This window comes from Alterinioella sp. B-7, assembly GCF_056857775.1.
On the sequence record NZ_JBSXNT010000038.1, the window covers coordinates 1 to 14,120 of the forward strand.

Below are 14,120 nucleotides of genomic sequence, written 5' to 3' on the forward strand. Positions count from 1 at the left end.
CCCATCGCCGCCTTCGGCTCAGACGCGCAGAAGGAACGATATCTGCCCGGCCTGATGGGCGGCGAGCTGGTCGGCGCCTTCGGCCTGACCGAGCCCGGATCGGGCTCCGATCCCGGCTCGATGACGACGGTGGCCTGGAAGGACGGCGAGGGCTACGTACTGACCGGGCAGAAGACCTGGATCTCCAACTCCCCCATCGCCGATGTCTTCGTTGTCTGGGCGAAGTCCGAGGCCCATGATGGCAAGGTCCGCGGCTTCGTCCTGGAGCGGGACCTCGCCGGCCTTACCGCCCCCCGGATCGATGGCAAGCTGAGTCTCCTGGCCTGCGAGACCGGGGACGTCATCATGGATGAGGTGCGCGTTGGGCCCGAGGCGCTGTTGCCCGATGTGAGCGGCATGCGGGGCCCCTTTGAGTGCCTCAACCGCGCCCGCTTCGGCATTGCGTTCGGTGCCATGGGTGCGGCGGAGGACTGCTGGCACGCAGCGCGCAGCTATGGCTTGGAACGACAACAGTTCGGCCGCCCGCTGGCCCAGACTCAGCTCTGGCAGAAGAAGCTGACTGACATGCAGACCGAGATTGCACTTGGCCTGCATGCCGCGCTCCGCGCTGGTCGACTTTTCGACGATGGCATTCTGCCGACTGAAGCGATCTCGCTCATCAAGAGAAACAACGCCGGTAAGGCGCTGAGCATCGCTCGGGAAGCTCGGGACATGCTAGGCGGCAACGGCGTCCGGATCGACTACCGGGTAATGCGTCACGCCGTGAACCTGGAGTCGGTGAACACCTACGAGGGCACCCACGACGTCCATGCACTGATCCTCGGGCGTGCGCAGACCGGACTTCAGGCCTTTGCGTGAGGACGGCCACAGGTGACCTTCGTCAGCACGCTGTTCCTTGTCCTTGCCGTACTTGTCACCTCCACGCTCTCCGGAGTGTTCGGAATGGTCGGCGGCATGGTGCTGCTATGGCTTCTGCTGCTGGTCCTGCCGGTCACGGCAGCCATCGCTGTTCAGGGGATCCTGCAGCTTTCCGCCAACCTTTCGCGCGCTTACTTCGCCAGGCAGTGGATCGACTGGAAGATCCTCGGGAACGCCTCAATCGGCGTCGTCGCAGCGATCGCCCTGCTCTTCGTAGTGGACTATAAGCCAAATGTCGCTGTCGTCTCGATTTGCGTCGGCCTGTTGCCGGTATTTTGCTACATCCCGCGCAGCTGGCTGGTGCTCGACGCGTCCCGAAAACCCCAAGCGATCGCCTGCGGTTTTCTGGGCGGCGGATTGAACATCGGAGTCGGAGTCGCCGGCCCGATCGTCGATATCTTCTTTGCCCGAACCGATATGGACCGGCGTACGGTGATTGGCACCAAGGCCGCGCTGCAGGTCCTCTCGCACATCGCGAAGATCGTATTCTACTCTGCCACACTGGCTGACCTTGGTCGAGGCGAGGTAACGGCAATACTGATCGCCATGCCGTTTTCCATCCTTGGTTCGATTTTCGGCCATCGCATTCTCTTGCGCCTGACCAATGAGGGGTTCCGGAAGGGGACAGTATTCCTTGTGACGTCCGTTGGACTGTTCTTCTTGACTCAGGGTGTCTGGATGCTCTCTGTCTGACCCCACTTTGGCTCAGTCACCGAGGCGCAAGTAGCCAAGGCTTTTGCTTTTGCGGGTCGTCGGCTACCGGGCACGATCCATGCCTTGCCTTCCAAACTATTTCTGAGAGCAGATTCTCTATTTTTCGGCCATGTCGGACTGCACTCGACGCCTGCGGGCGTCACCAGCGAGAGCGGCTCATCCAAAAAGATCGTCTCGCCCACGTTGAAAACTTCGTTCATTCAATCAATCTCCTCTCTCGATTCCGTCCGGTCGCGTCAGTGACTGAGGCCATGGTCACGATCCGTGTCCCCTGTCGATCTCGCGTTCGTTCCCGACCTCGCGGTCCTTCTTCGGTTCGTCCTCGATCTCCAGCCGCTCGCGCGGCTTGTTCAGCACGCCTTCCAGCCGCTCCCGCGCATAATTGTGGCCTTCCGGCTTTGGCGTGTCGTCCCGGTCCCGTGACCGGCCCACGACCTGCGACAACCGCTCGCGGATTTCATCTGACGCGCGCCCATCGCGATCTTTCGACGTCGCGGCCCTGAGTGCCGCCAGACCGGCAGAAACGCGGCCCTGCCCCGCCTCCCGCTCCGCGCCGTAGGTCTCTCGGGCCAGCTCGACCCGCTCGCGCATCTCGCGGAAGGCGGCACGGGCCTGGCGGGCCGCATGAACCACGGCCCCGCGTTCGGTCACGGGGACATATTCACGGCCTTGGCGCTCGGCCATCGCCTTCGCACGCCGCTCCATGGAATTGGCCGCTGGCCCCAGCTTCAGCTCCGGATCACGGTCCAGCTCTTCGGCGGACAGCGTGTCGCCCCGCTCCTGTGCCGCCTCTCGCTGCGCTTCAAGCGACCGGTGATCGACGCGCTCGATTTCGCCGACGCGCTCCAACGCCCGGTTCTGCAACTCGGCCCAGACACCGCGCATCTGCTCGATCTCGACGCCGCCGGTCTTCGCGGAATCGAGCACCCGCGTCTTGGCGGTGAAGCCCTCGGCTTCCAGCTTTCGCGTGGAAGTACATCGACCGCCACGCCGTAGCGGCTGACCAGCTCCTCCGCGAACTCGCGCGTGATCTGCGACCGGTCCTCGGCGCTGCTCTCGGATGGCAGGGCCAGCTCCCATTCGCGGGCGGTGACGGAGTTGCGCCGGGTCTCGCTGGCCTCGGCTTCGTTCCAGAGCCTAGAGCGATCCTGCGCCCAGGCGGGGGCTGTTTCCGGGGCGACGATGAACGTCTCCTCGATGCCCTGCTTGCGGGTGTAGTCGTGGATGCGGCCCTCGCGCTGGCACTCGATGCGCTCGCCGACACGGTAGGCCGCTGCCGCCGTGGCAGAGCGCCCGGCGCTGCGTTTGATCGTCTTCACGGAGAGGTGGTAGCTGGCCATGCCCCCTACCCTCTCGCAGACGACAGATGCCGTTGACGCGCGCTGCTGCTGACCCCGGCCAATGCTCCGACATTGGCCACCGGGTCAGCCGTTTTTCCCCGAAGACCCGCGCCCCGGACCGGGGTGCCCGTTGGCACCGCTGCCTACGGGTAAGCGCTATAGCTCGATCTGGCAAGAACAACCTCGACCAATCACTTTTTAAAGCGCAGGGACAGGCAGATGGCGGAAACAGAACTGGAGAAAGCGGAAAAGCGCTATGCACAGACCAAGGCACGGCTCCAGAGCATCCGTAATCGGGAAGCGACAAAGCAGCGCAAACTGGACACACGGCGCAAGGTGATCCTGGGCGGCGCTCTGCTCGATCTGGCGGAACGGGATTCCGGGGCTGCCGCGATGCTCGACCGGCTGGTCCGCAACCTCCCCCGTGAACAGGATCGCAAGGCCTTCGCGGACTGGTCAGCTCCCTCCGGTTCGCTCTCCCCTGCCCCCGATGCTGACGGGTCGTCCTGATGTGGGGAGCGATGCTCCTCTTTGGTGGTCTGTTCCGGTTTTTCGGTCGGCTGATCTTCACCCCCATTCTGCTGGGATGGCTGATCGGAGCCATGTGCCTGGGTGCGATGATCGGGGCGGTCGTCGCCACGCCGTTCATCTTCGCGTTCTTCGATCAACCACTCGCCGAAAGCACATGGCAGTGGCTGGTCTTCGGTCCGTTCATTTTTGTTGGTGGCGTCTTCGGGTTCCAATACTGGCGCAAGACTTCCGGGGCCGATGCCTTCTTCGGGTTGACCCGTGACAGCCACGGCTCGGCCCGCTTCGCCAACCGCAAGGAGCTGAAGAAACTCCAGGGCGCTGACGGGCTGCTGATCGGACGCAATCCGCACACCGGACGGCTGCTGCGCTATGACGGCCCGGCCCACCTGATCACCCTCGCGCCGACACGGGCCGGGAAAGGCGTCGGCACCGTGATCCCGAACCTGCTGGCGGCGGAACGCTCGGTCCTGGTCATCGACCCCAAGGGCGAGAATGCCCGGATCGCCGGGGAAGCCCGGCGGCGGTTTGGCACCACCCATGTCCTCGATCCCTTCGAAGTCTCGGGGATGCCCTCTGCGGCCTACAACCCGCTGGACCGGCTGACACCGGACAGCCTCGATCTCGGCGAGGATGCGGCCTCCCTGACAGAGGCGCTGGTCATGGACCCGCCGGGACAGGTGACGGAAGCCCACTGGAACGAGGAGGCCAAGGCCATCCTCGGCGGGTTGATCATGTTCTGCGTCTGTCACGAGGACCGCGACCGGCGCACCCTCGCCACCGTCCGGGAATATCTCACCCTGCCCGCGGAAAAGCTGCGCGCCCTGCTGGAGCTGATGCAGGACAGCGATGCGGCGGGCGGGCTGATTGCCCGCGCCGCCAATCGGTTCATGGGGAAGGCGGATCGGGAAGCCGCTTCGGTCCTGTCGAACGCGCAGCGCCACACCCATTTCCTCGACAGCCCGCGCATTGCCAAGGTCACGTCGCGGTCGGACTTCCACTTCTCCGATCTACGGCACCGGATCACCTCGGTGTTTCTGGTGCTGCCCCCCAACCGTATGGACGCCTACAGCCGCTGGCTGCGCCTTCTGGTCTCCCAGGCCCTCCAGGACATCGCACGGGATGCAGAGGCGCTTGTGAGCGCTCAGGGGGCCTCTCAGCGCCTCAAGGCCCCTGCCCTCTCCGGGGCTCCTACAGCCCCTGTGAGCGCCGCAGGACGCCTGAAAGCGTCGAGCCCCACGTTGGGGCCGACGCTGTTCCTGCTGGACGAGTTTGCCGCCTTGGGCCGTCTGGAGGCGGTGGAGCGCGCAATGGGGCTGATGGCGGGGTATGGGTTGCAGCTCTGGCCGATCCTGCAGGACATGAGCCAGCTCAGGGACCTCTACGGCGAACGCGCGGGCACCTTCATTGCCAATGCCGGGGTGCAACAGGTCTTCGGGGTGAATGATTTTGAAACGGCCAAATGGCTGAGCCAGATGATCGGCCAGGAAACCACCGGGTTCCAGACCGACAGCTACAAGCCGGGTGACAATCCCAGCTTCAGCAACAACCTCACCGGACGCGATCTGCTGACCCCGGATGAGATCATGCAGCTCCGCCCGGAAAACCAGCTCCTGCGCGTGCAGGGTCAGCCCTCTGCCCTCGTCCAAAAGCTGCGCTACTACGCCGACCCCGAGTTCAAGGGGCTGTTCGTCCCGCAGGACGCCTGACCCCGAAAGGAAACCGCTCCCCATGTCTGACCAGCCCGATCTCCCTGCTCTCTCCGATGATGAGCTACGCGAAACCCTCGATCTTCTCGGCACGGTGATCGCCAGTGTGTCGGATCGCGTTGACAGCCAGGGCGTCCTGCTCGACCGGCTGACCAAGACCGCCGCCGAAACCCGTCAGGCGACATTCGCGGCCCGGTCCCAGACCGATCCGGCGCTTTACGGCGAGATCATCGCCGAGGGCATCAATGAAAAGCTGGCGCGGCCGTTTCAGCTGATTTCCCAGGCCGGGCTGTTGCTGGACAAATCGACGGGTGCAGCCGTCGCCGTCCTGAAACAGGCCGAAGAGGACAAGTTCGTGCTTCTGCGCGAAGTCCGGGAACGCGAGGCAAAGGCGGAGCGCCTGAAACACCGCCTGCCCTGGTTCGCCGCTGGTGCTGTCATTCTGGCTTTGGCTATGACGCTTCCGCGTTTCTATGCCAGCAACGCTGCAACCTGCGCTGTCATTGGGGCGACATGGACTGCCACAACAGAGGGCGTGAACGCCTGCGTGTTCTACCAGCGTTGAACAGAACCTGGGGAGCTGCGGGTCAGTTCAATACGTCATGCTGGGTGTTAAATATGTGTTAGAATCTGTGTTACGCTCTGGGTTATTGTCTCTATCTATCTGAAATCTAGAGTGTTCTTTCGTTTCTTGGTGTGTAAAAGCACGAAAGATGGTGGGTGATAACACGAAAGATGGTGTGTAAAAACACGAATCTCTTGACCTTGGTGTGTGATAGCACGAATGTGGGCGAATGGTGGGTGATAACACGAATTCTCGATCTCCGCTCCTGCCGGACCGGATGCAGCAAGCGGACTTCTTTGTCTGCGACATCTTTGATGCTGCGCCTAAAGGTGACATGGCGTCGATGGAACATCCGATCTTCTCAATATCGACCAAGCCGGACCGGCGGATTCGCCGGTATGAGAACGGTCAGAATTTCGTTGAGATCACGCCCTCGATGAAGGGCCTGGCGACAGTCCATGACCGTGATGTGCTGATTTACTGCATCAGTCAGTGCATCGCAGCGCTGAATGAAGAACGTGAGGTCAGCCCGACCATTCGCTTCAGAGCATTTGACTTACTGAAGGCCACGAATCGAGGAACGGACGGGCGCGGATATGAACAGCTCAGGGCAGCCCTGGAACGCCTTCAGGGCACGGTGATCACGACCAATCTTATCACTGGCGGCAAGGAAGAGTTCGATGGCTTCGGACTGATTGACCGGTTCAGGATCGTCCGTGAGACACGCGACGGACGGATGCAGGAGGTGGAAATCAGGCTTTCGGATTGGGTGTTCAATGCCATCCGGCATCGTGAAGTGCTGACCTTGCACCGTGATTATTTCCGTCTGCGCAAACCATTGGAGCGACGCATCTATGAGCTTGCCCGAAAACATTGTGGGGCAAAGCAGGAATGGAAGATCAGGCTGGCGAAGCTGCAAGCTAAGTGCGGCTCCTGCTCCACTGCAAAAGAGTTTCGCCGCCTGGTCATGAGTATCGTGCGCCAAGATGGGCAACATGCCCACATGCCTGACTACGCTGTGAGGATGGAAAACGACATGGTGATCTTCACCAACCGGCGCAGCGATCAAGCGGGAATCGCTCCCCCTTACCCCTTGCACATACGGCTCGACCCGGAAGCCTACCATGACGCGCGGGCGGTCGCGCCGGGATGGGATGTATATGTCCTCGAACAGGAATGGCGAGAGTGGATGACGGAACCGCCCCGCAACCCCAACGCCGCCTTCATCGGGTTCTGCAAGAAGGTCTTCGAGAAACGCGGCCGTCCCTAATCTGATCCGTTTTGCTTCTCTGAAAGCAACAGTTCAAGTCCCTGCCAGAGCGTGAGGTCGCGGTCCCGGCAGAATGCCCGGAATTTGTCGACAACACGTTTCGGTCCCGGAATCGAAACCTTGTCCTGGGGCTCCCTACGCTTCGGGCCGGGTTTCAGCCGTGTGGAAGCGTCCCGGCTGACAAAACCGAGGGATTTACCAGCCTCGACGGCCTTCTCAACAGAACCCGGTTCGGCTTTGGGCCGCGTTTTTGAAGACTTGGAGGGCTTGGGGAGGTCGATACCGCCGTCAAATCCATACTTGCTCATGCTGCCCTCTCTTTCGTGAGAGCATGAATGACAGCCTGAGCATAATCACGGGCGTTTTCGATGGCCCCGGCCACCTGCTTCAGGGCTTTGTCTGTAACAGATGCCGTCTTGCCTTGGTGCTCGTTCGTGACGATGTCGGGCAATTCCGCCAGAAGCACCCCATCGCGAAAGATGCGGGTATAAGGCGCACGTTTTGCGATGCGGATCGGCAATGTTGGGATGTTGTTGATCTCCATCTCTTGCCGTACGTCGCGTTCATCCGTGGTTTGGAAGGCTGCGTTGGTTCGCGTGAACAGCAGCGAATATGCTATTGGTGCGCGGATCATGCTCGATGTCGTCTGCACAAGCCGAACGGCCGCAGCCGCCTGTCGAGCCTCCATGGGCGAACCGTCGAGCGGGATAACGCAAAGGTCCGTTCGGGAAAGCGCGAAGGTGACGACCTGATCTTTCGATCCTTCCAAGTCGATGATCAGATAATCAGCTTCGTCAGCAAGTTGATCAATCAGTTCCACCGTGTCCTCGGCCTGCGGTCGCGCATGAACAGCAAAAGGCACATCGCGTCCCGCCGCCTGCCTGCCTTCAGACCAGGCAAGAATGTTGGCATTTGGGTCAAGATCGAGAATGGACACCCGACCGCCCGAAAGGGCGATCTGTTCGGCAAGGAGCATGGCGGAAGTCGTTTTTCCCGACCCGCCTTTCGGGTTTGCGAAGGTGATTACGTACATAGGCACAACAATGTCAAAGTTAGAGATAAAGTCAACCATAACTACATCTTTAACTCTAAAGTTATTTTTAACACTGAAGCATCATGGCTTCGACCTTCCAAAGCGCAAGGCTGCATCCTGCGATCTTAGGATGGCCATGATCTCAACGTTGTCACCATCGAGCCGATAATAGATCGAATGCACCCCGCAGACGCTGCGCCGGTAGCCTTCGCGGATTTCCGGCACTTCTTGATAGAGCAGCGGGGTCTCGCCCAGCACATCGAACCTTTCAATGATCTGCCAGAAATATGCATCAGCCCGTGCTTCGCCAAATTTTCTTACGCCATACTGGTGGATACCTATCAGGTCGTCTTTCGCTTCTTCTGAAAGCCTATAAGTCCCCATTTTTGCGCAATTCTTCCTTGGATTCTTTGAGAATTTGGTCCGGTGTCATATCGGTGAAACCGCGCTGTTCTGCGCGGATAAGTTTCGCTCTGATCTCTTCCACGCCGTTCTCGATCTCTCGGGCGCGACGCAATGCGTCGTTAACAGCTTCGGTTTGGGTTTTGAACTCGCCACTCTCAACCCGCGCCTGCAACCAGGCATGGTTTGGGTCGCTGAGCGTAATGGTCTGTCTGGGCATAACGATCTCCTATAGCTTGGTGCATTAATACACCAAAAACGACCAACTTGCACACGGTATCTGTGTCTCAAGTCGAGCGTGTTCAAGCCCGGTGGGGTAGGGGAGAAGCGGCCGAACTTCATCCCGAGAGCCGATACCCCCGCTTCTGCTTCGCCCGATAGAGCGCGGCCATCGCGTCTGCTGCGTGGCCTGCCTCCTCGAAACAGTCGATCCTGTGCCGCCCCTGGGTGCCGATGCGGCCCCATTCGCGCAGGAGCGAAACGCCGCCGAACAGGTCCGGCATCAACCGCAGCCGATAAAAGCGATACATATTGGCGTCAGGGTCCACGCGCTCGATGCGGATATCTTCGGGAAACATCTCAAGCTGCTGCATCGGGTGACGCCTCCCGCATGACACGGCTGATCGTAGAGCGATGGACGTTGAACAGGCGCGCGGCCTCCGCCTCGGTGCGCTTGCCGGATTGCACCAGGTCGCGGATTTCCCGGCGCTGATCGACCGACAGCTTCGGCTTGCGCCCTGGGTGGCGTCCCTTCTTGCGGGCGCGTTCCAGACCGGCGCGGGTGCGCTCCCGGATCATTTCGCGCTCGAACTCGGCGAAAACACCGACCATCTGCATCATCATGCGCCCGGCGGGGGTCGTCGTGTCGATGGCTTCGGTCAGCGACCGGAATCCGGCCCCGGCCGCGTCGATCTTCTCCATGATGGACAGAAGGTCTTTCAGCGACCGCGACAACCGGTCAAGCTTCCAGACAATCACCACGTCGCCGTCGCGGAGCTGGTCGAGCATCCGGTGCAGCTCTGGCCGGTCCCAGCGTCCGCCGGACGCGCGCTCCTCGAACATGCGCTCGCACCCGGCAGCGCACAGCGCGTCGAGCTGCGCGGCAGTATCCTGACCGCGATCTATGGAAATGCGCGCATAGCCAAAGTTCATGTGGCGAGTGTTGCGCTTTCTTGTTGCTCAATCAAGCTAACTCGCAACATATTTTCGCAACAATTAACGGTGGGGCAGGGGGCTTGCACATCCGATGCTAGCGCGCCTGATTTTCTTGGGGTTCTGTGGGGCCGATGGGCTGCCCGGTCTCAGAGGGCAGGGTGCGTGTCTCGCAACTGACCGTTTGTGAAACATGCTGATCGGCTATGCACGGGTCTCGAAAGCCGACGGCAGCCAGTCCCTCGATTTACAGCGAGACGCCTTGATCGGAGCAGGGGTCGAAGAAGGCCAGATCTATTCGGACCTGGCATCTGGAAAGAAGGATGACCGATCCGGTCTTGAGGCCTGCCTCAAGGCATTGCGCAAGGGCGATGTTCTGGTCGTGTGGAAGCTCGACCGCATGGGTCGCAGCCTCCACCACCTTGTCAAAACCGTTAGCATGCTGTCCGAGCGTGGCGTCGGCCTCAAGGTTCTCACTGGGCAAGGCGCGCAGATTGACACAACGACTGCGGCAGGACGACTTTCATTCGGCATCTTTGCCGCTCTCGCCGAATTCGAAAGCGAGCTGATCCGCGAACGCACAATGGCGGGGCTCCAAGCGGCCCGCGCCCGCGGCCGAAAGGCTGGAAGGAAGTTCGCGCTGACGAAAGCGCAGGTCCGCATGGCCCAGGCCGCTATGGCTAGCCGCGACACGTCAGTTCCTGAACTCTGTAAAGAACTGGGGGTCAAACCGGTCACGCTCTACCGATATGCCGCCCCTCAGGACATCACCAACTTTCGCGCGTTTCTCATGAGAGCGCAGGATTCTGCACTCTCCGGCATCAGACCCCTACTACCAGTGCCACAGCCGTTCCAGTGAATGGTGAAGGCGACCGTACCCCGGAACGCGGAAAGACGGGCGGGCTGCACGCGACGCGGTGCAAAGGACGCGATGCGCGGTCCATCTGACATTTGCCATTGGCCAGAAGACGCTATGCAGACCGCGCAAGACATCCTGCAAAGGACGTGATGCGCGCTGCAGAAGACGCGGAACGAGATACATTGAGCGCGATGCGCGCTGCATTTGACAGAAGACGTGAAATCGGCCCCGAAGGCCGATTTTCTACATTGAGTACAAGCCCTTATGTCCGACTCCGCTTGCGCTGGGAGTCGGTGGGCTTGTACGAAGTTAGCAAGAAAGAGGAACGTATACTTCACATGCCGAGCAGCCGCCGATTAACCGATCAGGAGCGCCGACAGATCGCCCTGCAGCGCGCAAAGGGTGTGCCCGTGCGCGAACTGGCGGTCCGGTTTTCGGTTTCCCGGAGGACCATCTACAACGCTCTGAACCATGATCGGGCGACGCGCTCGGCTAATGACAGCCGGACCCGTGTGCTGACAATGCGTGTCAGCGACCGCGACCTCCGGGGCTTCGATGCGGCGCTTTTACGTCGGGGCATTGCCCATCGGTCAGACGCCATGCGCCGGTTGATGCTCGCCGCCGATGACCTCTTGCGCCCGGATGAGGTGATGACAGAGGAGCTGCGCGCGATGAGCGCCGCGCTCAACCGGGTGGGCAACAACGTGAACCAGGTGGCGCGGCGTCTGAACGAGGCCAAACTTAAGGGTGAGCGCCTTCCCCATACGGCGGCAAGCGATGCCGAGATCCGGGGCCTCGCGGGCCTCGTCTTCGACATGGCCGACCAGGTGCAGGAGCTCTTCCGCGCGCGGCGCCGCGCGCTCGACCTCGAGGTGACGGAGGCACTTCGGGGGCTTGCGACGAACGCAGGCCGGGATTGCTCAGTTTGAACATGACCGGCTCAGCAAGAGAGTGAAATCCGGGTTCGCCGCTGCAAGAGCGCAGGGGAAGAAGCTCGATCGCCAGCCAGCCCGAAATCCATCAAACTCGCGCCAAAGGTCGTCCAAGTGGCGGACGGTCGGTCATACCGATGGCCCGCACGCGATCTCGGCATCGGCAAAAACACCGTGCTCGAAATCAAGAAACGGCAGCGACAGAATTCCTTGTGATACGATCTTGCCCCCTACCGGAATCTACCCCCTATAGATGGTTGTTGCCATTTTGTGCTCATTGGAGCATGTGTCTGACGTCAGCGCCTATGGGACAGATTTGAAGTTTTCATAACGGAGGATTCTGGTTCATCGCAGCTATCAAGAGGCGAAGATGAACAAGAAATCCGGAACATCGAAGGACGCGGCTGACAAGCTGGTCAAAGGGATTAAACGCAAGACGCGCAAACAGTATTCGGCTGAAGAGAAGATCAGGATCGTGCTGGCTGGCCTGCGCAGCGAGGAGAGCATTGCCGCGCTGTGTCGGCGTGAGGGTGTTAGCGAAAGCCTTTATTACACGTGGTCGAAGGAGTTTCTCGAAGCGGGCAAGCAACGCCTGGCCGGGGATACCGCCCGCCAGGCGCAACGGCACAGCCAGCAAGCCGCGAAGGGTGTCGAACCAGTCATCGAGGATATGCACTCTCATGGCACTCCCTCCCTTGGGCGGCTCATCAGTAGGTCGAGCATCGCCCGGCACGCCCGGGACAGATAGCGTCGTGGGTCGCGCAAGACCCGGAACCGTCGTGGCGGAAACGTGAACCCGGCTTGGCGGAAGTCGGCGTCCAGCTGGAGTTCAACCGCGCGGCGCGACAGGACCGTCGCGGCCTGACCGGTTCGGACAGCGGAGAGGCAGGCCTCGTTGGATGGCAACTCGAGCACTACGTCGAGTTCGTCGGGATCAAGACCGAATTGCCCGATGTACCGCTCGAAATCGGCCCGGGTGCCCGAGCCGCGCTCCCGCATGACCCAGGACGTCCGCTTGAGGTCGGTGATGTCGAGGGCGTGGCCGTCACTCCAGTTGTGCTCCGGCCCGACGACGAGCGAGATGTGGTCCGAAGCGACTTCGTGCACCTCCAGCCCGAGATCGTCCACGTCGCCCTCGACAATCCCGAGGTCAACCGTCCCGGCCGATACGCCCCGAGCGACGGTCTCGGTGTTTCCGCTCGTCAAGTGCAGGGCGACGCGGGGATAGGCCTCATGGAACGACATCAAGCGGCCCGGAAGCCAGTAGCTCGCCACGGTCTGGCTCGCGCCGATACGAAGGGGGCCGCTCGGTTGCTTGACCAGATCCTCCAAAACCTGCTCGGCCTCTCCGGCCCGGGAAAGAACGGCCTCGGCCTCGGCGACGAAACTGCGCCCCTCGGCCGTCAGCTCGATCCCCCGGCCGATCCGGTTGAAGAGCGTCACCAAATGCCGCTTTTCGAGCGCTGTCACCGCCGCGCTGACTGCCGACTGCGTAAGATTGAGTCGGGCTGCAGCCCGCGTGACGTGCTCGCAGCGGGCGACCTCTAGGAAGATGCGTAGTTGCTCTAGTGTCAACTATTCGACCTTATCGAACGTTTATATCATAACTATTCGTTTTTCTTTCTGCCTTGGCAAGCCGATATCCAGCTGAGCCATAGAAGAAAGGCGACCATCATGCGATTTGCCGACTTGGCAGGGCCCCGCTCCAGCTATTCGATGCCACCGTTCCTTCCGGAGACCTTGCTGCCGCTCGCCGTGGCAGCGGTCGCCATTGCGCTTCATCAGGTCCCCGCGCTATCCAGCATCAGCCCGATGATGCTCGCCATCCTTATCGGCATCATGGTGCGCAACATTGCCCCAGTCCCTGCGGCGGCGCTGTCGGGGACAAAGTTCCTGGTGCGGCACGCGCTGCGGGTCGGGATCGTGCTGCTTGGCATCCGACTCACCTTGGGTGACATCGCGTCGCTGGGTGGCGTGACGATCCTGATCATCGTGGCTTGCGTCGTCGGCACTTTCTTTGTCACGATCGGCATCGGACGCCTGCTCGGAGTGCCGCGTGCCTTGTCCGAACTGATTGCCGCCGGCACCTCAATCTGCGGCGCCTCCGCCGTCATCGCAATCCACGCAGTGCGGCGCGGCCCGGACGAGGACATGGCCTATGCCATCGCCACTGTCACCCTGCTCGGCAGCATCGCTATGGTGAGCTATCCGCTCCTTGCCGGGCCGCTCGGCCTCGATGCGACGGCCTTCGGCGTCTGGACCGGGGCGACGGTGCATGAGGTCGCCCAGGTGACTGCGGCGGCCTACCAGCAGGGCGAGGTGGCCGGGAACGTCGGCACGGTGACCAAGCTCGGCCGGGTCGTTCTTCTGGTGCCGGTGGCGCTCGGCGTTTTACTCTCCATGCGGCTGAGCCGGGAGACCGGCGGAGCAGGAGGTCGCGCACCGGTGCCGTGGTTCGTCGCAGGCTTTCTCGCGGTGGTGATCCTCAACAGCATCGTGGAGGTGCCCGAGGCGGCGGCGGGGACGATCCGGACGATGTCGGAGCTTCTGCTGGTCCTCGGGCTCGCCGCCGCGGGACTGCAGGCCCACCTAGCAAGCCTTCTCAAGGTGGGGCTGTGCCCCCTGCTGGTCGCTCTCGGCGGCTGGCTCTTCATCGCGGCACTGGGGCTCACGCTGGTGAAAGTGCTGCTTTGACAAG

General features: G+C 61.6%; 18 protein-coding genes and 3 pseudogenes. 11 read left to right on the forward strand and 10 right to left on the reverse strand.

Going from position 1 to position 14,120, the window contains the following annotated elements; translation table 11 throughout:
- Both AC13C7_RS14700 and AC13C7_RS14705 read left to right on the forward strand, forming a co-directional pair.
- Positions 1-858, forward strand: an 858-nt coding sequence (locus AC13C7_RS14700) for an acyl-CoA dehydrogenase family protein (RefSeq protein ID WP_482867936.1), incomplete at its 5' end; no start/stop codon positions are given.
- 12 nt (positions 859-870) lie between these two features.
- Positions 871-1,611 carry a TSUP family transporter gene (locus AC13C7_RS14705; RefSeq protein WP_446120143.1) on the forward strand — a complete coding sequence of 247 codons (741 nt, stop codon included), beginning with the start codon at positions 871-873 and terminating at the stop codon, positions 1,609-1,611.
- Here the strand turns inward: AC13C7_RS14705 and AC13C7_RS14710 are convergent.
- The 3 genes and pseudogenes from AC13C7_RS14710 to AC13C7_RS14720 form a co-directional block, all read right to left on the reverse strand.
- On the reverse strand, positions 1,584-1,832 hold the full coding sequence (locus AC13C7_RS14710) for a hypothetical protein (protein ID WP_446120145.1): 249 nt from the start codon (positions 1,830-1,832) through the stop codon (positions 1,584-1,586). The genes AC13C7_RS14705 and AC13C7_RS14710 overlap by 28 nt on opposite strands.
- 55 nt (positions 1,833-1,887) lie before the next feature.
- Positions 1,888-2,559: a MobA/MobL family protein gene (locus AC13C7_RS14715; protein WP_482867937.1), complete on the reverse strand. Its 672-nt coding sequence runs from the start codon at positions 2,557-2,559 to the stop codon at positions 1,888-1,890.
- Positions 2,560-2,666: 107 nt separating this feature from the next.
- Positions 2,667-2,972: pseudogene (locus tag AC13C7_RS14720) on the reverse strand (MobA/MobL family protein); the annotation flags it as partial.
- 219 nt (positions 2,973-3,191) lie between these two features.
- Here AC13C7_RS14720 and AC13C7_RS14725 point away from each other — a divergent pair.
- The 4 genes from AC13C7_RS14725 to trfA all read left to right on the forward strand — a co-directional run bounded on the left by AC13C7_RS14725 (position 3,192) and on the right by trfA (position 7,044).
- Positions 3,192-3,482 carry a mobilization protein gene (locus AC13C7_RS14725; RefSeq protein ID WP_482867938.1) on the forward strand — a complete coding sequence of 97 codons (291 nt, stop codon included), beginning with the start codon at positions 3,192-3,194 and terminating at the stop codon, positions 3,480-3,482.
- Positions 3,482-5,209, forward strand: a complete 1,728-nt coding sequence (locus AC13C7_RS14730; protein ID WP_482867939.1) for a type IV secretory system conjugative DNA transfer family protein — start codon at positions 3,482-3,484, stop codon at positions 5,207-5,209. The genes AC13C7_RS14725 and AC13C7_RS14730 overlap by 1 nt, the downstream gene beginning before the upstream one ends.
- Positions 5,210-5,231: 22 nt before the next feature.
- Positions 5,232-5,774: a hypothetical protein gene (locus tag AC13C7_RS14735; RefSeq protein ID WP_482867940.1), complete on the forward strand. Its 543-nt coding sequence runs from the start codon at positions 5,232-5,234 to the stop codon at positions 5,772-5,774.
- A gap of 229 nt (positions 5,775-6,003) precedes the next feature.
- Entirely contained in the window at positions 6,004-7,044 is a 1,041-nt protein-coding gene (gene trfA / locus AC13C7_RS14740; protein WP_482867941.1) for a plasmid replication initiator TrfA, read from the forward strand.
- Here the strand turns inward: trfA and AC13C7_RS14745 are convergent.
- The 6 genes from AC13C7_RS14745 to AC13C7_RS14770 all read right to left on the reverse strand — a co-directional run bounded on the left by AC13C7_RS14745 (position 7,041) and on the right by AC13C7_RS14770 (position 9,631).
- The gene (locus tag AC13C7_RS14745) at positions 7,041-7,352 is read right to left on the reverse strand and encodes a hypothetical protein (protein ID WP_482867942.1); all 312 of its coding nucleotides are present in this window, start codon (positions 7,350-7,352) and stop codon (positions 7,041-7,043) included. The two genes, trfA and AC13C7_RS14745, sit on opposite strands and share 4 nt — an antisense overlap.
- Positions 7,349-8,116: an AAA family ATPase gene (locus tag AC13C7_RS14750; protein ID WP_482867943.1), complete on the reverse strand. Its 768-nt coding sequence runs from the start codon at positions 8,114-8,116 to the stop codon at positions 7,349-7,351. The genes AC13C7_RS14745 and AC13C7_RS14750 overlap by 4 nt, the downstream gene beginning before the upstream one ends.
- A gap of 42 nt (positions 8,117-8,158) precedes the next feature.
- The gene (locus tag AC13C7_RS14755) at positions 8,159-8,461 is read right to left on the reverse strand and encodes a type II toxin-antitoxin system RelE/ParE family toxin (protein WP_093744222.1); all 303 of its coding nucleotides are present in this window, start codon (positions 8,459-8,461) and stop codon (positions 8,159-8,161) included.
- Positions 8,448-8,699, reverse strand: coding sequence for a ribbon-helix-helix domain-containing protein (locus AC13C7_RS14760; protein ID WP_093744221.1), 252 nt, complete (start codon positions 8,697-8,699; stop codon positions 8,448-8,450). Before AC13C7_RS14760 ends, AC13C7_RS14755 begins: the two co-directional genes overlap by 14 nt.
- Before the next feature lie 118 nt (positions 8,700-8,817).
- Complete coding sequence (locus AC13C7_RS14765) at positions 8,818-9,072, reverse strand: WGR domain-containing protein (protein ID WP_482867944.1); 255 nt, start codon at positions 9,070-9,072, stop codon at positions 8,818-8,820.
- Entirely contained in the window at positions 9,059-9,631 is a 573-nt protein-coding gene (locus tag AC13C7_RS14770; protein ID WP_482867945.1) for a recombinase family protein, read from the reverse strand. The genes AC13C7_RS14765 and AC13C7_RS14770 overlap by 14 nt, the downstream gene beginning before the upstream one ends.
- A gap of 193 nt (positions 9,632-9,824) precedes the next feature.
- On the opposite strand from AC13C7_RS14770, the gene AC13C7_RS14775 reads away from it, so the two are divergent.
- The 4 genes and pseudogenes from AC13C7_RS14775 to AC13C7_RS14790 all read left to right on the forward strand — a co-directional run.
- Positions 9,825-10,490, forward strand: a complete 666-nt coding sequence (locus tag AC13C7_RS14775; RefSeq protein ID WP_482867946.1) for a recombinase family protein — start codon at positions 9,825-9,827, stop codon at positions 10,488-10,490.
- A gap of 338 nt (positions 10,491-10,828) precedes the next feature.
- A pseudogene (locus AC13C7_RS14780) lies at positions 10,829-10,948 on the forward strand (helix-turn-helix domain-containing protein); the annotation flags it as partial.
- 141 nt (positions 10,949-11,089) lie between these two features.
- On the forward strand, positions 11,090-11,419 hold the full coding sequence (gene mobC, locus AC13C7_RS14785) for a plasmid mobilization relaxosome protein MobC (RefSeq protein WP_482867955.1): 330 nt from the start codon (positions 11,090-11,092) through the stop codon (positions 11,417-11,419).
- Positions 11,420-11,792: 373 nt separating this feature from the next.
- A pseudogene (locus AC13C7_RS14790) lies at positions 11,793-12,041 on the forward strand (transposase); the annotation flags it as partial.
- Between the two features lie 59 nt (positions 12,042-12,100).
- Here AC13C7_RS14790 and AC13C7_RS14795 read toward each other — a convergent pair.
- Positions 12,101-12,997 (reverse strand): LysR substrate-binding domain-containing protein, encoded by an 897-nt coding sequence (locus AC13C7_RS14795; protein ID WP_482867947.1) that lies wholly within the window; start codon positions 12,995-12,997, stop codon positions 12,101-12,103.
- Between the two features lie 99 nt (positions 12,998-13,096).
- Here AC13C7_RS14795 and AC13C7_RS14800 point away from each other — a divergent pair, with 99 nt between their 5' ends.
- Entirely contained in the window at positions 13,097-14,116 is a 1,020-nt protein-coding gene (locus AC13C7_RS14800; protein WP_446120111.1) for a YeiH family protein, read from the forward strand.
- Positions 14,117-14,120 lie beyond the last annotated feature (4 nt).